Source organism: Mesorhizobium sp. M0239 (genome assembly GCF_040321815.1).
In the GTDB taxonomy this organism is placed as follows: domain Bacteria; phylum Pseudomonadota; class Alphaproteobacteria; order Rhizobiales; family Rhizobiaceae; genus Mesorhizobium.
In genome coordinates this window covers 1-19631 of the sequence record NZ_JAMYSG010000046.1, presented here as the reverse complement: position 1 = coordinate 19631, position 19631 = coordinate 1, and the positions used below count along the sequence as shown (strand labels likewise).

Below are 19631 nucleotides of genomic sequence, written 5' to 3'. Positions count from 1 at the left end.
TGTCCCTCGAACGGAGCGCTCGGTACGACCGGGTGCGCGGGAGCCGCAAGCAGGAGACAGCCGAGTGCCGGCTGTCTCCGGTATTGCTATCTCTGCTTATTCGGCGGCCCGCCTGTCGATCATCTGCTCGCTCTGGGCGCCGGAACTTGGCCGTGGCGGCGAAAGCATGGGCTCCTCGCCCATTGGTGCACCGGCGACCAGGGAGAACTCTCCCTTGCCGTCCATCGAGGGTCCATCGCTCCAACGTCCCCGCGCTGGTTCGACACCTTCGACGAAGCAATTGATGAAGGCATAGGATACGTCCTGATGCTCCTTCTCCTGCGGGAAGGAGTTGGGGACCGGCAGAGACGCGTTCAGTCCGCCCATGTCTTCGATGGCCGCGAGCCACTGCTGTTGGTGCATGGTGTCGCGCGCAATAAGGAAGGACAGCATGTCCTTCATGCCGGGATCGTTGGTCATGTTGTACAGGCGGGTCGCAAGCACGCGGCCGCTTCCTTCCGCGGTGACGTTTGCGACCATATCCGCGGCAAGATTGCCGCTGGCATAGACATGCGAAGCATTGAAGGGAACGCCGTTGGCGTTTTCAGGCAGTGCGGCCAGGCCGGTCGACAAGATATGGCGGAAGTTCATCCCGTTGAGGACCGAGCCGCCGACCGTGTCCGACGAGATGTCCTCCTGCAGCGAAAGTGGTGCACCCTCTAGATTGAGGGCGACCGCAGTCGCCAGCATTTCGATATGGCCGAGTTCCTCGGTCGCCGTGTTTAACAACAGGTCGCGGTATTTGGCCGGTCCGCGGCATCCCCATGCCTGGAAGAAATACTGCAAGGCGACGCGGATCTCGCCTTCTACTCCACCTATGGCCTGCTGCAACGCGCGGGCAAAGACTGGATTCGGCGTTTCCACACGAACCGGGTACTGCAATTTCTTGTCGGTGTAATACATGGCTGACTCATGGTTTGAAGTCAGCCGAACCTCAGCTCGGACGCATTGTTCCGTAGGAGGAACGTTTAATTCAGGCAGGCTTCCCGACGGAACGTCTCGAGCTACGGAAGCTCATTGCGCAATGCGAGCCGTCCAGTCGGTCTACGCCGTGGGTGCCCATTGGCACCGGGGATCATGCGACCTTGGAAAACAGGGCGACGTCGCATCTGGCCAGGCCGTAGCGCCACCGATGATCGGTCGTGGCGACCCGGCTTTGGTAAAACAACGATAGTTGGCTGCCTTCGATCATCACCGTGGAGTGGCCGTTCTCTCCCGGCTGGCCTGGCTCCAGCACCGGGCCGATCGATACGTAAGGTCCAGCAACGTCATCAGCGATAGCGAAGAACACGCGTTGCCGGTTCCCCCGAAGTCCATTCGGCAGAAAACAAGTGGCATTGAGAAGCACCCGACCGTCCGGCAACTCGACCAGCTGTGCGCCTTCTATGCCCCATTCATAGTCGGGATCCTCTCTCGTATTATGGTGAGGGACATCATTATGGTCGAGGATCTTGCCGATCCGCTTCCAGGGACCGAACCACGAGTCGGATTGGCTCCGTGCGAGGTAGATGTCGGGTTGCGGCACCCTGGTGAATTTTGGCATCGCGGAATAGACGAGGTAGCGCTTGCCGCCAATAACTGCGGGATGCGGATCGTAAATGCCGTCCTCCTCGGTGTCCGGGATGGCAAGGATCGCCGGGCTGAGAACCACCCACTGGAATCCGTCATTGGAAACCGCGTGCTCGCACCGGCCGCCAGACTTCATGAACTCGGTCTGGATGAACATATGAAAGACGCCGCTTTCGTGGATGACGCCGGGAGCCGCAACACCACTCCCGTTGATAGGAAGTTCGATCGGCGGATGCTCGGTCCACGGTCCATAGAGATCGGGCGCCGTGGCATGAAGGATCCTCCACGTCTCGGTGGTCACCGTGCCACTTGAGCCGAAGACGTGCCACAGACTGCCATCGAAGACAGGGCACGGGTCTTTGAGATCATCGACGCTTTGCGGATGAAACAGCGGAAAAACATTGGTCGCAAAGTCGATCTTCATATCAGCCCCGGAATCTTGCCCTGCCAAAACCGAATCGCCAGTCGTGCAGGCGAATCAACATGATGTTCTGCACATTTTATAGCCGACAAGTTCAACGCAAATACGGCAATGCCGTTCTCCACCAGCATTCCCCAGTCGCCCCGCGCCTCAAAGCCCGCCGACACACGATAGCCGTTCTCGACTCAGCGAGCGGATCTCGTTTTCGTCTATCGAGCGGCGACTGAAGGCGCTCCATTTCACCTTGGAACAACTCACCTCGTTGAAAGTTAGGAGACGGGAACGAAGTTTAGTTCTCTCCCGTCCGCGACTAACAAATGTTAGTCGGAACATAAACGACAGACTAAAGGAAGGAAATCTTCAATGGAAGCAGCCTTGGGTGGGGCAGTCGCCAGTAACCGCGCTGGCAGGGAAAATCTACTGGTTTGCTTCTCCCATTTGCGGTGGAATTTCGTTCATCAACGCCCGCAACATATCCTCAGTCTCGCCTCCATGCAGCAGAGAGTGGTCTACTTCGAAGAGCCTGTTTTCGAAGACCTGCCACAGCCGCTGATGCGGACGAGCGAGGCAGCGCCAAGCATTCTAATTGTGACGCCAGTGCTTCCGCTCGGCATGTCGGCCGCGAAAGCAGATGCCGTCCAGCGGAGATTTGTCCAGCAGATCATAGCTTCAATGTCGCACAGCCGGTTGATCGCTTGGTACTACACGCCGATGGCTCTGCGCTTCACCGAGCACCTCGACCCAGACATATGCATCTATGACTGCATGGACGAACTCTCCGCATTCAAGAATGCGCCGCCCGAGCTGGGGCAGATGGAAAAGGCCCTGCTGCGCCGCGCCGATCTCGTTTTCACCGGAGGCCTAAGCCTGTTCGAGACCAAGCGTCACCTGCATCACGCGATCTTCCCTTTTCCTAGCAGCATCGATGTGAAGCACTTTCACACTGCGAGACGCCCAGGAAAGGAGCCAACCGACCAGGCCGGCATTCCTCATCCGAGGGTCGGATATTTCGGAGTTATCGACGAGCGGCTGGACGTCGAGCTCGTAGCGCAGGCGGCGGAGACTATGTCGGACGTGCATTTCGTGATGCTTGGCCCGGTCGTCAAGATCGACCCCGCAACCCTGCCCAGAGCCGAAAACCTGCATTGGTTGGGCGCGAAGGCCTACTGCGACCTGCCCCACTATATGCGCCATTGGGATGCCGGTTGGATGCCGTTTGCACTCAACGAAGCGACCCGCTTCATCAGTCCGACCAAGACGCCAGAGTTCCTAGCGGCCGGTCTCCCGGTGATCTCGACGGCAATCGTTGACGTTGTGCGCAGCTACGGCGCTGCTGGACTGGTGGAAATCGCCGACAGTGACGATCTGGAAATCAAGCTGCGCTCCATTCTATTGCGACCTCGTGAGACGTTCCTGCCGCAAGTCGACGCCTATCTTGCGGACATGTCTTGGCAAAAGACATGGAGTGGCATGACCGCTCACATCGAGCGTGCCTATCGAGGTAAGAAGGTCATCCCTCTCCGCAGGAGTGCATAGCCATGTTCGATTGGCTGATCGTCGGCGCGGGATTTGCCGGCAGCGTGCTTGCTGAAAGGATAGCCTCCCAGCGCCACGAAAGTGTTCTCCTGGTCGACCGCCGCAGCCATGTCGGCGGCAACGCCTATGATTGCTATAATGAAGCCGGCATCCTCATCCATCGTTATGGGCCACATATTTTTCACACCAACAGCCAGTCGATCGTGGACTACCTCTCGCAGTTCACGGAATGGCGCACATACGAGCATAGGGTGCTGGCGGCCGTGGATGAGAAACTGCTTCCCATCCCGATCAATCTCGACACGGTAAATCGCCTTTACGGCCTCGACCTGAATTCCACACAGTTGGAGGAGTTCTTCGCGTCGCGGCGCGAAACCGTAGAGGACGTACGAACGGCCGAGGACGTCGTCGTCAGCACGGTGGGACGCGAACTCTATGAGAAATTCTTCCGTGGCTACACCAGGAAGCAATGGGGCGTCGATCCTAGCCAACTGAGCAAATCAGTGACGGCACGAGTGCCGACCAGAACCAACCGCGATGACCGCTATTTTAGCGACAGCTTCCAGAAGATGCCGGCCGGCGGGTACACGAGAATGTTCGAACGCATGCTCGACCATCCGAACATCAAGGTCATGTTGCAGACCGACTTCCGCGAAATTCGTGACGAGATACCATTCAACCACCTGATCTATACCGGCCCGATCGACGAATACTTCGGCTGGCAGCTCGGGCGTCTTCCTTATCGCTCGCTCCGTTTCGAGCACGTCACCCTCGACCAAGAGCAGTTTCAGCCGGTTGCCGTCGTCAACTACCCCCAGACGGAAAATTACACCCGCATCACCGAGTACAAACATCTGACCGGCCAGCAGAACGCGCGGACCAGCCTGACCTACGAATATCCCACCGATATCGGGGACCCGTACTATCCGGTGCCGCGGGCCGAAAACGAAGAGCTCTACAAGCGTTACGAAGCGCTCGGCGCAACCTGTCCCGACGTGTGGTTTGTCGGCCGCCTGGCAACCTACCGCTACTACAATATGGATCAAGTGGTCGGGCAGGCTCTGGCTACTTTCGCCCGCATCCAAAAGAGCGTCCCGGAATGGGCGAGCGCGAGGAAGGCGTCGTTGGCCGAAGGGGCGCTGTAGCTCCCCCACCTAGACGTACTTGGGAGCATCGGGCTTGGCAACGCGGCGCCAACAGCGCTCGCAACAGTCCCTTGTGCCGCTCATGTATTTAACGCGTCGGGTTCGCCGCGAACAAAGTTTGCTGGCGGGCCAATTCATCCGCGATGGGCGTGCGGACATGTCGGCTGCCGTTCGCCTGGATGACCGAAAACAATCCCACTTCCGCATGCCGCGAATTGTCCCAGCCCGGATAGGCGGTTATCGGGTATAGGCAAATACCTTCGATCGGCGCTTCGAGACCGATTGCGGCACGCACCTCGTCGCAGACATAATGGAGCCAAGCCGCCCCGCCCGATCCTTCGGAGCCGGTCTCGGCGATGAACATCGGCTTGCCGTATCGACGCGCGACCTCAATCAGCATCTCCGATAGGGCACGGTACTCGTGATGCCCCATCGGAATCGTCGGCCCGTTTAGGTACCACTGATTGTGTGGGTAGAAATTCAGGCCAACGACATCGACAACATCTTCGCTGCCCCCCAACTCTGGTTCTGCCCGGCCCAGCAGCATGTCGTAAGCTTCGAACTGTCCGAGACGGGCATTTTCGGCCCGGCGCCATTCGGTCCGCGTTCGGTCGCGAGGAGCAATGTGGATAAGCGGCTCGGCCCAGACAAATCTGCAAGCGGGATCGACCTCCCGCATTGCCCGAACGCCAGCTATAGCAGCTTTCACGAGGTGCCGCTTGAACCATCCCCGCTTCTTCGGGCCGACGCGCGGGAAATACCCGACCTCAACAGCCCAGGCGAAAAACGAAATTTCGTTGATTGGGCACAACAGAGGCGCTGTACCGGCGATTGAACGATGGACCCTCACAGCTTCCGCAGCGAACGAGGCATAGGCATCGATGAAATGCATCGACCCCTGTTCAACGTGGTCTGGAGATCCGTAGTGGAAAATGTCCCAGATGACCTGGACACCTGCCGATTGCGCTGCTTCGACCATCGGCGTCCAGCTTGACCAGTCATAGGTCCCAGGAGCGGTTTCGATGAGGTGCCAGCGCAAACCGTCGCGGATGGTACGAAGACCGAGTTCGGCGCAACCGCGGTAGTCGCCCAGGGCATGCAAATAATGCGACGTCGCGCGGATAAGATCGAGGCGAACGCCGTCCTTGCGCCGGTGCGACGAGCACTCAAAGCCAGCCATGAAAAAACTGGCGAACGCCGACGTGCCCGCAATCGAAGTCAAGCCATCGCTATCGCTTTGTGCTGCTTCGCTCATGCGGCAACCCCTTCTCATTTGCCATGCTGCACCATCGTCCAGTGTATTACTCAGGGCCAAACCCGGATGGTCGAGCCTTTGTTCCCCGATCGAGCCCACCGAGCCGGTGGAGCAGACAGGAGCCAGGGAACAAGGTGCGCCGAGGCAAGTTCGGGACCGAGCCGTCATCGATTGTCCAGCGGTTACAACGGAGGCAGGGAACAGCATGACCGTTCAGATTCGACTTTCCGACATCGACCATGCCAGGCGCGAGGATCGTGGCGACGGCGTCTGGAGCATCGCGCCGGATTTGGCCTATTTGCGGCTGACAATTGTGAATGTCGTGTTCTTCGGCGCTCCCGGCAGCGGAGATCGAAACTGGGTCCTGATCGATACGGGTTTGCCGACGTCGCGAAGCAGCATCCTGGCGGTCGCGGAAAAGCGCTTTGGAGCCGGCGCGCGGCCCGCCGCGATCATCTTGACCCATGGCCATTTCGACCATGTGGGAGCGGTTGTGGATCTGGCCGGCACATGGGATGCGCCCGTTTTCGCGCACCCGCTCGAGCGTCCCTATTTGGACGGAACCGGGTCCTATCCACCGCCTGATCCTTGGGTGGGGGGCGGCCTGATAGCGCTGCTTTCGCCACTCTTTCCTCGTGGCCCAATCGATCTCGGAGATCGCCTGCAACTCTTGCCGGCCGACGGATCGGTCCCCGGCATGCCCGGATGGCGCTGGCTGCACACGCCCGGGCATGCGCCGGGGCATGTCTCTCTCTGGCGCGAAGAAGACCGCTCGCTGATCGCTGGGGACGCCTTCATCACCACGGGTCAGGAGTCGGTCTATGAAGTCGCCGTTCAGGACTTGGAGATGCATGGTCCACCGCGCTACTTCACACCGGATTGGGATGCGGCGGAAAAATCCGTGAAACAACTGGCTGCGCTGAAGCCGCAGATGGTGATCAGCGGACACGGAGCGCCAGCTGCGGGAGTTGGCATGCGCCAAGCCCTCGACAGACTGGCTGAGCGGTTCACGGCATTCGCCGTGCCGCCGCGGATGAAGTTCGTGCGTGAGCCAGCCACTGTTTCAAATAGCGGAGCTTAGCGGAGCGCCAGGAGCTGTATTGCCGCTCCAAGGTGCTTGCAGATTGTCTCGGCGGAACAACCTCGTAGCGCCAGTTGGGGCATATGTTCCGTTGCGGACGTCAAAGCCTTGCCGAATTGGCGCCAATGGTTATCTCAGCGACAATTTCGAACACAGCCCATGTCATAGGTTAATGCGTGGCTCCGCAGGCTCCCCTATGGGCGGCATAACTGCGGGTTCGATTGTGCGGCGGTCCAATCACCCGCCGAACCGGGCCCGTTCTCCGCCGCCGCTCTGTAATGTCACGGAACTTTCAGCGCGATTGCAAGTTCGATAAATAACATAAGCTAGGTAGCCAATTTGTCTCCCACCTCATCCTCGGATGTACTTATCCGCAAACTCCTGAGAATCTCGGATGTTCGACAGACCGACATCGACGTTTTGAAGAGCATCCCGATCCAGGAGAAGGATTTTTTGCCCAACTACGACCTAGTGCGTGAGGGGGACCGTCCTGTCAGTTCGTTTGTCGTTTTGGATGGCCTGCTCGGTTCCACCAAACTTACCGGCGACGGCAAACGGCAGATTACATCCTTCTTTGTGGCTGGGGATATTCCGGATCTGCACGGACTGCATCTGTCGGTCATGGATTGCAATTTTACGACCCTCACAGCAGCTAGACTGGGCTTCATACGACATGACGCTCTTCGCGCCGTTTGCGAACAGCATCCTCGAATCGCGACGGCTTTTTGGCGGTCGACCCTGATCGATGCAGCTATTTACAGGGAATGGGTCACTAATGTGGGAAGACGCGAGGCATACACGCGCATGGCGCACATATTGTGCGAATTGATTTTTCGCTTGCGCTCGGTTGGACGCATCCAGGATCACGTCGCGGATCTTCCCATTACCCAGGCAGCCCTTGGCGATGCATTGGGCTTGTCCACAGTCCACGTCAACCGAATGCTTCAGGAACTTCGACGTAGAGGCCTCATCGCCACCACAGGATCAAGAGTGCATGTTCTGGATTGGCTTGGCCTCACTCATGCAGGTGATTTCGACACGACCTACCTGCACCAAAGGAACCCTGCAGTTTAGTGGTGACGGAAGCTCTCGCATGGCACGATTTTTCTTTGATAGTGGCGATCACGATCTGGTCTTCGAGGACCAAATCGGCATCGAATGTGCCGGTTTGGAGGAGGTGCGCCGCGTGGGCTTCGAGGGTCTTATCGACCTTACGAGAGATGCACTCACTGAGGTGGACGGGCAGCAAGTGTTTGTTGAAGTGCGGAACGAAAACGGCGACAGGATTCTGAGGCTGAGCATCTCGCTTCAGATCAAGTTGATGAGGTGACGTGCGCACCGGACTTGCTGCGTCAGAAGGCTGCCGAGCGACGGCACATAAACCCGAACGCCGCGTGATCGGACAGTCGCACGAAGATGTCGCCGCATTTGCGACCTACAGGCAAGCTTCGGTTCCCCGCAGGGAAGAAATCGGCAAGGCACAGCAGAAGGCCATGGCCCGTCCGATACTTGGCCCAACCCGACTGATTTTAATCGGTGTCGCGTATTTTTTGATGAAGTTCTGGAACGCGCACTTTCGGCGCTCGTTCATGTTGTCTCAGCAGTGGGTGTCGAAGTGCAACGAAAAGCGAACGAAGCAAGCCGGGTAGCGAAAGGCCAGGAACTTGAGGTCGAACATCTGGTCGAGCTCACGGACATTGACCCCAAGCAGGCCCGAACGCTGCTTCGCAAGCACGGCGCCGATTGGCCGAAGCTCAAAGACGAGGCGGAAGCTCTGAAGAAGGAAGACTAATCGTCACCTTCCCAGCGGTTGGCGAGAAAGCTGTTCTAGCTCATCCTCGTCCGTGATCCCCGCCTGGTAGTAGGCCAGAATACGTGATGCCCGGCGTTCCCTCTCGGTTGCGGTTTCGTTTTTGATTTTGCTGCGTGCGAATACGCGACTGAGTAGGGCAAGTTCTGATGGCGTGAAGGCGTCTCTATGCATCGCATCTCAACTCCGCGCGCCGCCCGTCTCGAGAGGGGCCGAGGCGGGCTGAAGCTGTGGTTGCAACCTCTGATGCCGGCCAGCAAGAGATCGCAGAACAGGTCGTCCGGCGCGCGCTAACGCTGGACGAGAAAGAATGTTCCACGTGTTTTCTTAGATGGAAAGCCCGCCCCGGACAAAGCCGAGACGGGCCGAAGCTGCTTCGGCAGCCTCAAGGCCCAGACAATGAGGGAGGATTGTAGGCCTGCAGCCAAACCTCGTGCCGCAGTGAATGTTCCGCGGCTGTAACTATTGGCGGGATCATCTGCTGCGATTGCAGGGCGCGGCAACTTCTTGTCGGCCGGGGTCGAGACGTTCCGACGCGCCGTCAAGCGGCCGACATCTCGATCAGCCGCGTGGTTTCATGTTCGTTGAGAAGGCTGATCTGCAAATCCAGTCCGCTCGGCGCTCTCCAGCTCTCTATGGGCATGCGACGCGGCAATGGCAGCCTGTCCAAAAGCGACGGCTATCTGGTTCAACGCTTTGACAACGTCACCGATGGCGTACATGCCGTGGATGGAACTCTGCTGATGCTCGTCGACTGTGACATAGCCGTCTTTACAACATCTTGCGCCAACGGCCTCGGCGAGTTGAGAACGAACCTTGCATCCCAGTGCCAGATAAATGGCATCGAAGCGGTCTGACGTCCCATCTTTCAAAATCGCCTCGCAGCCGTCTGCTGCCGGGCAGAGCGTGTCGAGAGCGTCACCGACGACTATGCCTCTTGCCCTCGCCGCACGACGAGTGCTGGGCGAAAAGTCGGATGCGTCGCTCCCAAGCATCGTTATGAGCGGTGTAAACCGACTGAGGAAAATGGCTTCTTTCAAGGCTCTCACGTCGTGCCCGACGACCGCAATCTTCTGGTCGATCGCCTCATACCCATCGCATACCGGGCAGAGTCGAACGACACCTGCGGCAATTGCCTCGCGTAGACGCGGAATGACGGGTGTCGTGTCGGTGATCCCTGTCGCCAAAAACACCTTGCGTGTCCGGATTGCGCCAATCGAGGTCTCAGTGACGAACCCCCCATGGGCAGGGGCGAGGGAATAGACCTGCCCTCCAACCAGAGTGGCTCCATACAAGGTGGCGTGACGTCGAAGGCGATCCAGAATATCGGCTCCACTTATCCCTTCGGGAAAGCCAGGACAGTTATGGCTCGTTGGAATCAAAGCGGCACGAGGATCGCCGGCATCGATCACCAGCACGCGATGGCGAAAACGGGCAAGATATTGAGCGGCGGTGAGTCCTGCCGGCCCGCCTCCGACGATCAGGACATCTTCGGTCTCGGCGGCCGGTCGACTGACGTGGCTATCGTGCATGGTTCGGCGCATCACCGGCCAACGATTTGGCTCGTACGATGTTCCAAGGGCGGTCTTCGGGACATCTGGCTCGATGGCAACAGCGTAGACACCAGACTTCAACCCGACCGTAAGACGCCAGGCTCCTCTGTTTCCTTGAACTCTTCCGTATCCTTGGGCGCGGCGACCAGATCCTGGAATCCGAGAGTGGCGACGAGATAGCCTGCCTCATCGTAAACCTTCGTCACCCAACTGGTCGGGTCCACGCCGTCGACAATTCCGTCGAGCATGGCCTCTTTGGCAACGCGCTTCGCCTCCCTGACAGCCTCATCTCGATCAGCCATATCGGCGAAGATTGCAGGCTGCGACATGCCTTCGATAAACTCGAAGCGAAATTTCGGCATCGGTTGCTCCAGTCGGTGTGCCAGCGGATCGGCCATTTCTGGCAGGTTTGACGGTCAACGCGGCGGTGTCGAAAAGGATGCAGCGGGTGGTGTTCGCATGACCATCCAACGTCAGGCAGCGTTGCTGCGTCCCATCTCCCAATCGTCCCGCCAACGTGCGCGCACGGCAATCATCAGCGTGGCCGCTTCCGTCATTCCTGTTTGGAACAGCCTGATCAGCTCTCTTGCGACGGCATAGGCCGCCGCCGTGTCAGGCAAAATAGCAAATTCCTGGCACAGCGCGTCAAATGCCGCGCGAAGGATGTTCAGGTCACTGGGGTAGAGAGCTTCTGTGTTCACGCGGATGGGTCGGTTAAGCATCAGGCTCCTCCAAATGGGCGAGAGTGGGACAGTCGCTCCCAAGCAGCGAAACCCGTTACACAGCCGCTGACCACGGCTTTATGCGGGACAGCCCACCAGCTGTCATTAAACTATGATGCACTCGGCCGTTGTTCATGCGTGAAGATGCTCCACGGCCCATTCATCGCTTAACCTTCGCGCAAGGTGTAGACGGCGAAGCGCTATACTCCAGCGACTATAACTCTTCACGGCGCGATGATGGGGCACAACGTGCAGAGAATTTACCAAGCGCAACCGCAGGTGCCGAAGCGGCTGTCCAAATCGCCTCGTCGCCGATATGAGCGTTTGCTGAACCGAACGCTTGGCGAGACTATCCAAATCGAGACCGTTCTCGATGCCGGACGGCATGTGGAGGCCGACGCAGGACACCTGGAAAGCGCGCGCTGCTCAACTGTACCTTTTGTTGATTCATGGCGGGGCGATATAATGCACCGCGGGAACCAGGGGCACTGCCCCGAGTTCTTTGGAATGGCAAATCATCCGGTCACGAGCGCCCTTACCTCAATCGGCACATTGACTTCCCGTCCTGCAGCGTTCCTGGTGTTGCTGGCCTATGCAATCCTTTGGATGATTTTCGAGCGACAGAGCTTGGATTGGCATGGAGCCGCTACATTGTTTACTTGGGCGATGACGCTGTTCATCCAGCGCGCGGAGCACCGCGACACTCAAGCGATCCACGCCAAGCTTGACGAGATTCTGCGGTCAGATCACGCGGCTTCAAACATCACGCGGATCGACGATGAAGAGCCCGAGGAGATCGAGAAACATCGCCATCGCCAGCAGCGGGGCGATTGACGTGCAGCCTTTCGGTTCCGTTGCGTCAGGCGCCCGCAAGAAGACCCCCGGCATTGAGTTCTGGCGAAAGGTGCTCATCTATCTGGCCATTGCCGCTATCGCCAGCCTGCTCACGGTGTTGATCATAAATCTCACTCCAGAGCCGCGCGTTTTACGATCAATCGTTCCCCACCGGTTTGACGCTACGGATCCCCAATTTTCCAAGACGATGAGCAGCTATTCGCAAGGGCAGATGTTCGGTTCCAATGCGGTCCAAACTCTCATCAACGGGGACGAAATATTTCCGTCAATGCTGCAAGCAATCGGGGCGGCTCGATCCAGCGTCGACATGGAGACATATATTTATTGGTCAGGAGCCATCGGCTACGAGTTCGCGATCGCATTGGCGACCAAGGCCAGCGAAGGCGTCGAAGTCCGCGTGAACGTCGACGGGGTTGGCAGCCTTCCCTTCGACGAGGACTTGATCCACATCATGACCACGGCCGGTGTGAGGTTCGAACGCTATCGGCCGCTACGCTGGTATACGTTGGACCGTGTAAACAACCGAACTCATCGCAAGCTGCTGATCGTCGATGGCCGGGTCGCTTTCACTGGCGGGGTCGGCATTGCCGATGATTGGCGCGGGAACGCACGCAACTCAAATGAATGGCGCGACACGCATTACCGGATCGAAGGACCCGCCGTGGCCGCATTCCAAGCGGCGTTCGCCGAAAACTGGCTTGAGACGACCGGCGAGACATTGCAGGGCGCGAAGTTCTACCCTGCAGTTGCGCCCGCTGGTGGGCTCGATGCCCAGCTAATACTTTCTTCGCAGCCAAACGGCTCGGAGAACATGGAGTTGATGATGTTGGCGGCAATAGCCGCGGCCAAGGATCATCTGCGCATCGGCATGGCCTACTTCGTACCGGACGACATAGCCCTGCAGCAGATTCTTGATGCAAGGAGGCGAGGCGTCTCGGTCGATGTCATCGTTCCCAATTGGCTGACGGACGTGCCTATAGTGCGAAAGGGTTCACGTTACTTCTGGGGCGAATTGCTCAAGGCCGGTGTGCGCATCTTTGAGTTTCAACCCACAATGTACCATCCGAAGCTTTTGATCGTCGACGATGTCTGGGTGAGCTTTGGCTCGGCTAATTTGGATGAGCGTTCCTTGCGCCTCAACGATGAGGCCACTCTGAATGTCTACGGCATGGAATTCGCGCGGACGCAAATAGACGTTTTCAACGAGGACTTGAAACGATCAAGGCAGGTCAGTGTGGAAGAATGGCAAGCTCGTCCGCTAAGCGAAAAGGTCACCGACTACTTTGCGAGCAGGCTTCGCTCGCAGCTTTAATGGCGAGGTGCGGAGATGCAAAGTCCCCGCGATTGCTCGCCATTGGTATTGATAGACGTTCTCGGTCGAATTTAAACGCCGCGCCGCTTTACGGCTTCTCTTTTTGAGAGCCTGAATGGATTTGCGATGAATTTGCGGTTGCGCCGGCGACGACTCCACCAGATGCTGTGCAAGCCTTGCTTGTCTCAGCCGCGCCGTCTTCTCGGCGCGTTCGGCTCGTTCAGCGTCCAGCATCTCTTGGCTGATACGTTTGGCGCGGTCGTATCTTTCCTTGTCGTGATTGCGAGTCACGGACACCTCCTAGCCAGCAACAAAAATCCTGCGAACCTTTTGGTGACACGCGGCTTGCGTTGGCTGGGACCGGGCGTGATGGCTTGTGCGAGGCGAGCCTCCTTCAACCGCGCCGTCTTGGCGGCGCGCTCAGCACGTTCCTTGTCGACAATGAGTGCTGCAGCCGATGTGGTATTCTCGTTGCGACCGTCATCATTGATCCGCGGCATCTCAGTGCCTCGCCCCGATTCTCGTTGCCCGTGGTGCCATTTTGCACCTGCGTCCCGCCCTAAACTGGTCTATCGCCGCTTTGAGTGAGATTTCGGTTGCATGTTCCGGTTTCTCGCCCGGCTGGTGGTTGTCGTTGGCGGCTTGTGCGATGGCCATCTTGGTTCTCCTATGACACAAGTGTTCCAAGGCAACTCGCAAGCTGCAGGGCTATTTTCGATGTAGGGACACGCGCGGATGCTCAGGCGCGTGATCGGAGCATGGTGTTGGGGGCCGTAGCTGGAACTATGAGAGCGCAGATAGCGTCGGCGCCTGAACTGAACGGCGGCCTTCCCCCCTCTCGCAAAAAGCTGTCAACGCGATATTGTTACCGGGAGCAAAGGAGCCTAGTGTCGACGAGAACTTTTCTCGCGACGAGATCGTTCAGACTTTGCTGCAGCACAGGGCCCCCGCAAGCGCATCAGCTCGGTATTGTAGGGAATTCGGGCGTTAGAGCCATTGAACCGCTACGGGTGTGTCAGTAGCAAACTACAGGCAGCCGCAGGTCCAAACGAGCAGCACCGTTCCAAGCGCATACGGGACCAGAAGCAAACCAATCGTCACCCAGAAAGCCGGCTCTGCCAAGGCGGCCATGTCCTTGCGAAACTGCTCCATAGGGCTACCCCGGCAACTTCGACAAACGAATAGAGCTAATCTGGTAAGGCCTACGGCCCGCTTTTGGCATCTTCGACCTCCAGCGCATCCATGAGGGCTGCCACATCGGCGGGTTCGCCATCGGCGTCACCATGCACCCTAGTTCGGGCGTTCTTTAGCGCTTGTTCGATCGCATCTTCAATGTTACCGAGCTCGTCCTCACGCACCTCGCGACCATAACCGGCCGCTTCGGCATCCTGCTCGAATTGCTGGACAAGCACGGCGAAGCTCACTTCCTCTTTGCCAGCAAGAGTGCCGACATTCTCCTGCAGCCAGGTTTCAAAAAACACTTTGGTCGCGTTCATCGGATAACTCCTCCGCCGGATTAAGCGCGGCGGCGATCCGAAGTTCCGCAATGTCGTCACTTTCCCAATCAGCAAGGGGATATGCTCATGGTGGGCTTGGCTGATGATCGCGATAATGGCTCCAGCCATCCCCATCTGCGTATCGGAGCAAGGCCGCCGGATGCCAGTTTGCGCCCACCGAGCGCTCGTCGATCCGCATGCTCCCATCTTCGATCGGTCTGCATGGAACTATTGCCCGCTCCGTTGCGCAAGGCTGCCCCGGCGGTCGTTGTTCGCCTTCCCGCTATTCTATCCCGACATTCCGGATTGTATCACCTCATCAGCCGACAACCGGTCAGACATCGCTGCACTGTTGGTCTGGTCCATCCCGAACTGAGCGACCTGAATCATCATAGCCTTGGCCTTTGCGATGAGTTCGTCGTCGGGAAGACTATGCCCGGCCTGCAGGGTGACTGTAATCCACTCGCCGCCCTCCCCGCGGAATTCCACGACCGGAGCCTGGTCTCGGCTGACGACAATTTCCATCATCTGCATAAGAACCTCCTCGTGCTTCGACTATGGCGGCCAGCCGAAACTCAACGCAGCTCGGCCGTCTAATCCTTGACATAAGCCCCAGGCTGACGACCGCCTTTGGGCGCCTTGGCGTCTTTCGAATGCTCGGCCATCGCAGGACCTGCTCCAGAGGTTTTCTCTGCGGCCGGTGAAGGTGTCGCCTGCTTTGGCGGGCTCCTGCCACCCGATTTTTCGGGACGGGGTGATATGCCAACTGAAGAATTGTCTGAAGAAGTCATGGCTCGTTTCCTTGGTTGCGAAATTCCATTACCAACCTGCGAAACGCCGTGACGTTCCATTGCAATTCGTTCGTGAAAACAAGAACTCCGCTGGTGAACCCGGGGCCTCGCTGAGCCAACGGGCTGTTTCGCAAGACAAACGGTAAATGCCGGCCAGCTCGGGCAAGACAGAGCTTAGCCTGACACATGGCAGCGTGGCAGCAGAATACGAGCCAACACGAAACTCGTAGAGATACCCATCGCCGAACGCGGTGACGGCAGCAGCTTCGGTCATTCTGCAGAATGCGTTTCCAGCGCCGCGGCAATGCCCATCGCCCGAGGTCCAGGAGCCTGAATCCAGCGCCGACCAGCAAAAGGCTCGTGATACAGGCCGAGGCCGCAGTCAACCGATGAGGAACAATATCTCCCTTTGAAAGTTCTGGCCGACCCATGAAGGAGATATGAAATGTCAGAATCGCGCGAATGGCTTGTCCAATGGCTCAGGGATGCTCACGCCATGGAAGAGCAGGCCGAGACCATGTTGAATGGGCAGTTGAACCGAATTGAGAACTATCCTGAGCTCAGCGAACGGATTCGCCAGCACGTCCAGGAGACCAGGCAGCAGGCTGCTCGGCTGGAAACCTGTCTCGACCGCATCGGACAAGGATCTTCCACACTGAAGGATGCCGGCGGCAAGCTGACGGCGATGGCGCAGTCGCTCAGCGGGGTCTTCGCCGGTGACGAAGTGATGAAAGGATCGCTTGCAAGCTACACGTTCGAGCACATGGAAATCGCCTCCTACACAATCCTTATCGCCGCTGCCAAATCTCTGGGTGAAGCAGAGGTCGCCCAGGTCTGCGAAGAGAACCTGCGTGAGGAAGTCGCAATGGCGGACTGGTTGAAAAGCCATATTCCAGCGACAACCGAGCAGTTCCTGGCGCGGGCCGACTCGGAGAGTGAGAACGCCAAGCGTTGATCAGCCGGTAGCGTCATTGCTAAACAAGCTCGCGCCTTGCGCTGAAGCTCGGCGCAAGGCGCATCGAGGTTGAGCCGTTACCGCTGTGAAAGGCACTTCAAAGTAGGCAGCGCGTGAGTAAGTTTTCCGATTAGCTCTCCGTGCCGCGATAGTATCCTTGACGCCAATTGAACTTGAAATTCCGGACGGAATTCTCTGCCATGTGCCGCTCCTTGAGAGCCCGCCGAACTGCCCATCATACGGATGTTGCTATCGCCCACTTTTTGGCGACAGTTCCCCATCCCCAACCATCTCCGCCAGCCGGCTGAGGAAGTCCACCAAAGCAGCTTGCGGCTCGTCGATTTCGCCGACGACGACCGAAATGCCCCAACGCCCAAGAACGGCCTCCTCCACAGGGTTTCGGCTGGTCATGAGGATGAACGAGGGCGGGCGATCTTTCTCATAGCCGGACCGATGCCACGTCTGCCAGAGACGGTGCAACAGCAACCGAATATTTGGGTCGGAAAGGCTATAGCCAATGAAGAGGATCGTGCTGCCGAGTGCATCCGAGCGAAAACGCACGTCCAGCGGAGAATTGAAGGAGAGGCGATCGAGGTAGTCCGTTTCGGTGAGGACGAGGGACGAATCCTCGTCGAAATCACCATGGAACTTGACGATGTGGGTAACGCCTTGGCGGGCCTGCGCTACATCGCGTGCATTGGCCACTTTCACGTAGTCCCGGCCGTATATCTCATAAGCCAGTTCTAGGTTCCGGTCATAATTAGTTGTGTAGATGACAGGGAAGTCGAGCCTCACGATGAGACGATGCAACTCGGATTTCTCGATCCGGTCCTTGGGGACGGACCAGTTTCTGTCCATCCAACTGCGAAGTGGCCCGATGCTGCCATGCTTGATCCGATAGTACTCGGCCAGGGTTTGAAAACGATCGCGTCGCGTGGAAAATTCGTCGTCGACGCCGAGCTCCTTTGCCATTCGCTCTATCAGCTTCTCCCAGGAGGGTAGTCCAACACTGATCGACACCCCTGCCCCAACAAACAGAATTGCGCTGCGATGGCGAATTGCGTTGGCGAGCGAATCTACAGGGTCATCGTTCATCAAGTCTTTTGAGGCCACCCGCGCAGGTCGACCTTCCTCCCTCACATCTGGTCGTTGTTAGGCTGCTTGGTGATCCCCACCTGCCTGGCCAGCTCGGAAAACGGTGGCACACTCGCTTCGAACTGCTTGGTGTTAGCCAGCCGCAAAAGACGCAAAGGGAAACACACTGCGTCGCGGTTAGCAGGCGACATATCCTCGAAGAGGCGCTCATCAACCGTGAACGAGGCTTCGGCGTTTTTCAACGCCGTGTCGATATCATCGACCGAGAGAAGGCCTCTGCGGACCAAGGCGTTATTGACGGCCGCGACCGCCATGAGCAAACCTTCCAATTGCAGGTTGGCGACGTTCATGGGCCATGTCCTTCATATCGTTGGAAGCCCGTCGATAGATAATCCTGCTCCGGAGGCCTTGTGCCGTGCCGGTGATGGGGTTGTCGCTTGCCAGAGCGTTTTGGCTGCGCGGCGGCGCCGGGATTGGCATCTGGTGGCGCCATGGCTTGGATCTCCGCTGGGCTGCTGGACAACTCTCCACATGCCTCGAGGTTCCGGATCGCCATGGCACTACCGTCGGGTGCACGAGGTGATCGAGGTTTGGTCTTCAGACTACGATTCAACAAGCGCGTTACATGGTTCCTCCGCGAGCGCGAGCCGCCTTCGGCAGAAGATGCCAGCCGCGTCCCGCTCTAGCCAAAAGCAACCGTCTGCAAGGCGTTCGGCAACTTTAGAGCTCCGACTGTGCCTCCCAGATGGGCCATATAGAGCCATATAGAAACGACCAAGCTGATGCCTGCTAAGGTCTCGGGATCTCGTTTTATCGGCGACATCAGGCTGCCGCGCTCGGCAGGTCAGCAGATCCGATGGAGGGAACAACCCGGCACGGTGATGGTTCGGTGGCATCAAAGGTGATAGAGAACGATGGGTAAAAAGCCCAAACAGCACACAGAAGCCACGGCGGATCGTGAAAAAGCGATCGAAGCGCTCTACTTTGCGCGCAAGTGCGGCCTCACCAAGGAAGAGGCACTCAAGATGTTCAGGGAAGCCCAAATCAGGATCGATGATGGACCCAAAAGGCACTCCGGCAAGCGAACTTAGAAGCGTTCGTCGAGCGCTCGTCTCAGCCAGCGGCGGCGCATGATCTTCTTCACCTCCGACACGCATTTCAACGATCCCCGCATTTTGCGGCTCGACCCCCGCCCCTTCAGTTCATTGGCGGCGCATGACCAGGCACTGACTGAACTTTGGAACGAGACTGTTGCTCCAAACGACGAGGTTTGGCACCTCGGCGACTTTGCCAGGGGATCGGCCGAGACAGTGTCTTCGCTGCTGTCCTGCCTCCACGGCACCAAGCACCTCATCATCGGCAACAACGACGGCGTGGTAACGCTCCGCGCTTCGGCTTGGGCTAGCGTGCAACACTACAAGGAGCTGACTGTCGAGGGCCGTTTCTTGGTTCTTTGCCACTACCCGTTCCGCACCTGGAACCAGATCGGCAAGAAATCGATAAACCTGCACGGCCATTCTCATGGCCGGCTGAAGCCGATGACGCGCCAGCACGACGTCGGCGTAGACGCCTGGGATTTTCGCCCCGTCACTTTTGCTGCCATACAGGCCAGGCGGCGCCGCCGAGGTTAGCGCAGCAGATGGTCGAACGATCGACGTCTTTACGTGGTGATGCTAGCCGCAAACAGGAATCCAGAAATCCTGCCCCTGGGGTATTGCAGCCTTGCCTGGAACGCACCGCGAATAAACCGGACCGAGGAGCGCCCCACCCGTCTGCACAGCCGTCACAACCTTTGGGACAGGCGCCGACCCCCGTCGTCACCCCGGCGGCGCGCCACTGGCGCCCAATCGTTCATCCACCTCGCTTGAAACGAGCTTCAATCGCCGTCCTTGGCGATCTCAGTGCCACATTCTCTCTCTAAGCCACTTAAGAAACCTGTTCCCTCCAATCGACCGGCGGACTCTAGCGGCAGCCCACTGCCCTCTGAACGTGGTTC

General features: G+C 58.2%; 23 protein-coding genes. 11 read left to right on the top strand and 12 right to left on the bottom strand.

Features of this window, described 5'->3' with window-relative positions; genetic code table 11:
• Window positions 1-96 precede the first annotated feature (96 nt).
• Together NKI99_RS31310 and NKI99_RS31305 are read right to left on the bottom strand one after the other, a co-directional pair.
• Window positions 97-942: a manganese catalase family protein gene (locus NKI99_RS31310; protein WP_352552153.1), complete on the bottom strand. Its 846-nt coding sequence runs from the start codon at window positions 940-942 to the stop codon at window positions 97-99.
• A gap of 172 nt (window positions 943-1114) precedes the next feature.
• Window positions 1115-2032 carry a glycoside hydrolase family protein gene (locus NKI99_RS31305; RefSeq protein ID WP_352442897.1) on the bottom strand — a complete coding sequence of 306 codons (918 nt, stop codon included), beginning with the start codon at window positions 2030-2032 and terminating at the stop codon, window positions 1115-1117.
• Between the two features lie 360 nt (window positions 2033-2392).
• Here NKI99_RS31305 and NKI99_RS31300 point away from each other — a divergent pair, with 360 nt between their 5' ends.
• Together NKI99_RS31300 and glf are read left to right on the top strand one after the other, a co-directional pair.
• Window positions 2393-3565, top strand: coding sequence for a glycosyltransferase family protein (locus tag NKI99_RS31300; RefSeq protein ID WP_352613343.1), 1173 nt, complete (start codon window positions 2393-2395; stop codon window positions 3563-3565).
• 2 nt (window positions 3566-3567) lie between these two features.
• Complete coding sequence (gene glf / locus NKI99_RS31295; RefSeq protein ID WP_352613341.1) at window positions 3568-4710, top strand: UDP-galactopyranose mutase; 1143 nt, start codon at window positions 3568-3570, stop codon at window positions 4708-4710.
• A gap of 88 nt (window positions 4711-4798) precedes the next feature.
• Here the strand turns inward: glf and NKI99_RS31290 are convergent, their stop codons facing one another.
• Window positions 4799-5965: a beta-glucosidase gene (locus NKI99_RS31290; protein ID WP_128305822.1), complete on the bottom strand. Its 1167-nt coding sequence runs from the start codon at window positions 5963-5965 to the stop codon at window positions 4799-4801.
• Between the two features lie 205 nt (window positions 5966-6170).
• Here NKI99_RS31290 and NKI99_RS31285 point away from each other — a divergent pair, with 205 nt between their 5' ends.
• From NKI99_RS31285 to NKI99_RS31270, 4 genes are all read left to right on the top strand, one after another.
• A complete protein-coding gene (locus NKI99_RS31285) occupies window positions 6171-7046 on the top strand; it encodes an MBL fold metallo-hydrolase (protein ID WP_128305823.1) in 876 nt (291 codons plus the stop codon).
• Between the two features lie 339 nt (window positions 7047-7385).
• On the top strand, window positions 7386-8120 hold the full coding sequence (locus NKI99_RS31280) for a Crp/Fnr family transcriptional regulator (protein WP_352461381.1): 735 nt from the start codon (window positions 7386-7388) through the stop codon (window positions 8118-8120).
• 19 nt (window positions 8121-8139) lie between these two features.
• Entirely contained in the window at window positions 8140-8376 is a 237-nt protein-coding gene (locus tag NKI99_RS31275) for a DUF6894 family protein (protein ID WP_127296098.1), read from the top strand.
• 1 nt (window position 8377) lies between these two features.
• A complete protein-coding gene (locus NKI99_RS31270) occupies window positions 8378-8695 on the top strand; it encodes a hypothetical protein (protein WP_352613339.1) in 318 nt (105 codons plus the stop codon).
• A gap of 736 nt (window positions 8696-9431) precedes the next feature.
• On the opposite strand, the gene NKI99_RS31265 is transcribed toward NKI99_RS31270, so the two are convergent.
• The 3 genes from NKI99_RS31265 to NKI99_RS31255 form a co-directional block, all read right to left on the bottom strand.
• Window positions 9432-10490 carry an NAD(P)/FAD-dependent oxidoreductase gene (locus NKI99_RS31265; RefSeq protein ID WP_352613337.1) on the bottom strand — a complete coding sequence of 353 codons (1059 nt, stop codon included), beginning with the start codon at window positions 10488-10490 and terminating at the stop codon, window positions 9432-9434.
• Complete coding sequence (locus NKI99_RS31260) at window positions 10487-10771, bottom strand: DUF6894 family protein (RefSeq protein ID WP_352613335.1); 285 nt, start codon at window positions 10769-10771, stop codon at window positions 10487-10489. The genes NKI99_RS31265 and NKI99_RS31260 overlap by 4 nt, the downstream gene beginning before the upstream one ends.
• 111 nt (window positions 10772-10882) lie before the next feature.
• The gene (locus tag NKI99_RS31255) at window positions 10883-11131 is read right to left on the bottom strand and encodes a hypothetical protein (RefSeq protein ID WP_023811909.1); all 249 of its coding nucleotides are present in this window, start codon (window positions 11129-11131) and stop codon (window positions 10883-10885) included.
• 249 nt (window positions 11132-11380) lie between these two features.
• On the opposite strand from NKI99_RS31255, the gene NKI99_RS31250 reads away from it, so the two are divergent.
• The gene (locus NKI99_RS31250; protein ID WP_348625594.1) at window positions 11381-11965 is read left to right on the top strand and encodes a low affinity iron permease family protein; all 585 of its coding nucleotides are present in this window, start codon (window positions 11381-11383) and stop codon (window positions 11963-11965) included.
• The gene (locus NKI99_RS31245) at window positions 11910-13298 is read left to right on the top strand and encodes a phospholipase D-like domain-containing protein (RefSeq protein ID WP_352442905.1); all 1389 of its coding nucleotides are present in this window, start codon (window positions 11910-11912) and stop codon (window positions 13296-13298) included. Before NKI99_RS31250 ends, NKI99_RS31245 begins: the two co-directional genes overlap by 56 nt.
• Here the strand turns inward: NKI99_RS31245 and NKI99_RS31240 are convergent.
• From NKI99_RS31240 to NKI99_RS31225, 4 genes are all read right to left on the bottom strand, one after another.
• Window positions 13245-13589 (bottom strand): hypothetical protein, encoded by a 345-nt coding sequence (locus NKI99_RS31240; RefSeq protein ID WP_352442906.1) that lies wholly within the window; start codon window positions 13587-13589, stop codon window positions 13245-13247. The two genes, NKI99_RS31245 and NKI99_RS31240, sit on opposite strands and share 54 nt — an antisense overlap.
• A gap of 735 nt (window positions 13590-14324) precedes the next feature.
• Entirely contained in the window at window positions 14325-14450 is a 126-nt protein-coding gene (locus NKI99_RS31235) for a hypothetical protein (protein ID WP_023811906.1), read from the bottom strand.
• A gap of 50 nt (window positions 14451-14500) precedes the next feature.
• Window positions 14501-14794: a hypothetical protein gene (locus NKI99_RS31230; protein ID WP_352613334.1), complete on the bottom strand. Its 294-nt coding sequence runs from the start codon at window positions 14792-14794 to the stop codon at window positions 14501-14503.
• Between the two features lie 288 nt (window positions 14795-15082).
• Window positions 15083-15328: a hypothetical protein gene (locus NKI99_RS31225; RefSeq protein WP_023811904.1), complete on the bottom strand. Its 246-nt coding sequence runs from the start codon at window positions 15326-15328 to the stop codon at window positions 15083-15085.
• Window positions 15329-16030: 702 nt separating this feature from the next.
• Here NKI99_RS31225 and NKI99_RS31220 point away from each other — a divergent pair.
• Window positions 16031-16540: a ferritin-like domain-containing protein gene (locus NKI99_RS31220; protein ID WP_128305833.1), complete on the top strand. Its 510-nt coding sequence runs from the start codon at window positions 16031-16033 to the stop codon at window positions 16538-16540.
• A gap of 249 nt (window positions 16541-16789) precedes the next feature.
• On the opposite strand, the gene NKI99_RS31215 is transcribed toward NKI99_RS31220, so the two are convergent.
• Together NKI99_RS31215 and NKI99_RS31210 are read right to left on the bottom strand one after the other, a co-directional pair.
• Complete coding sequence (locus NKI99_RS31215; protein WP_352442908.1) at window positions 16790-17635, bottom strand: SIR2 family NAD-dependent protein deacylase; 846 nt, start codon at window positions 17633-17635, stop codon at window positions 16790-16792.
• Window positions 17636-17676: 41 nt separating this feature from the next.
• Complete coding sequence (locus NKI99_RS31210) at window positions 17677-17985, bottom strand: hypothetical protein (protein ID WP_023811900.1); 309 nt, start codon at window positions 17983-17985, stop codon at window positions 17677-17679.
• A 564-nt stretch (window positions 17986-18549) separates the two neighbouring features.
• On the opposite strand from NKI99_RS31210, the gene NKI99_RS31205 reads away from it, so the two are divergent.
• The gene (locus NKI99_RS31205) at window positions 18550-18726 is read left to right on the top strand and encodes a hypothetical protein (RefSeq protein ID WP_352442909.1); all 177 of its coding nucleotides are present in this window, start codon (window positions 18550-18552) and stop codon (window positions 18724-18726) included.
• A gap of 39 nt (window positions 18727-18765) precedes the next feature.
• On the top strand, window positions 18766-19266 hold the full coding sequence (locus NKI99_RS31200; protein WP_352442910.1) for a metallophosphoesterase family protein: 501 nt from the start codon (window positions 18766-18768) through the stop codon (window positions 19264-19266).
• The last annotated feature ends 365 nt before the right edge of the window (window positions 19267-19631 follow it).

What these genes read in the sequence shown, in the direction of transcription:
- NKI99_RS31310 (WP_352552153.1), bottom strand. Translation starts at nt 942, where the DNA reads ATGTATTACACCGACAAGAAATTGCAGTACCCGGTTCGTGTGGAAACG.
- NKI99_RS31305 (WP_352442897.1), bottom strand. Translation starts at nt 2,032, where the DNA reads ATGAAGATCGACTTTGCGACCAATGTTTTTCCGCTGTTTCATCCGCAA.
- NKI99_RS31300 (WP_352613343.1), top strand. Translation starts at nt 2,393, where the DNA reads ATGGAAGCAGCCTTGGGTGGGGCAGTCGCCAGTAACCGCGCTGGCAGG.
- glf (WP_352613341.1), top strand. Translation starts at nt 3,568, where the DNA reads ATGTTCGATTGGCTGATCGTCGGCGCGGGATTTGCCGGCAGCGTGCTT.
- NKI99_RS31290 (WP_128305822.1), bottom strand. Translation starts at nt 5,965, where the DNA reads ATGAGCGAAGCAGCACAAAGCGATAGCGATGGCTTGACTTCGATTGCG.
- NKI99_RS31285 (WP_128305823.1), top strand. Translation starts at nt 6,171, where the DNA reads ATGACCGTTCAGATTCGACTTTCCGACATCGACCATGCCAGGCGCGAG.
- NKI99_RS31275 (WP_127296098.1), top strand. Translation starts at nt 8,140, where the DNA reads ATGGCACGATTTTTCTTTGATAGTGGCGATCACGATCTGGTCTTCGAG.
- NKI99_RS31260 (WP_352613335.1), bottom strand. Translation starts at nt 10,771, where the DNA reads ATGCCGAAATTTCGCTTCGAGTTTATCGAAGGCATGTCGCAGCCTGCA.
- NKI99_RS31255 (WP_023811909.1), bottom strand. Translation starts at nt 11,131, where the DNA reads ATGCTTAACCGACCCATCCGCGTGAACACAGAAGCTCTCTACCCCAGT.
- NKI99_RS31245 (WP_352442905.1), top strand. Translation starts at nt 11,910, where the DNA reads ATGAAGAGCCCGAGGAGATCGAGAAACATCGCCATCGCCAGCAGCGGG.
- NKI99_RS31235 (WP_023811906.1), bottom strand. Translation starts at nt 14,450, where the DNA reads ATGGAGCAGTTTCGCAAGGACATGGCCGCCTTGGCAGAGCCGGCTTTC.
- NKI99_RS31230 (WP_352613334.1), bottom strand. Translation starts at nt 14,794, where the DNA reads ATGAACGCGACCAAAGTGTTTTTTGAAACCTGGCTGCAGGAGAATGTC.
- NKI99_RS31225 (WP_023811904.1), bottom strand. Translation starts at nt 15,328, where the DNA reads ATGCAGATGATGGAAATTGTCGTCAGCCGAGACCAGGCTCCGGTCGTG.
- NKI99_RS31220 (WP_128305833.1), top strand. Translation starts at nt 16,031, where the DNA reads ATGTCAGAATCGCGCGAATGGCTTGTCCAATGGCTCAGGGATGCTCAC.
- NKI99_RS31215 (WP_352442908.1), bottom strand. Translation starts at nt 17,635, where the DNA reads ATGAACGATGACCCTGTAGATTCGCTCGCCAACGCAATTCGCCATCGC.
- NKI99_RS31210 (WP_023811900.1), bottom strand. Translation starts at nt 17,985, where the DNA reads ATGAACGTCGCCAACCTGCAATTGGAAGGTTTGCTCATGGCGGTCGCG.
- NKI99_RS31205 (WP_352442909.1), top strand. Translation starts at nt 18,550, where the DNA reads ATGGGTAAAAAGCCCAAACAGCACACAGAAGCCACGGCGGATCGTGAA.
- NKI99_RS31200 (WP_352442910.1), top strand. Translation starts at nt 18,766, where the DNA reads ATGATCTTCTTCACCTCCGACACGCATTTCAACGATCCCCGCATTTTG.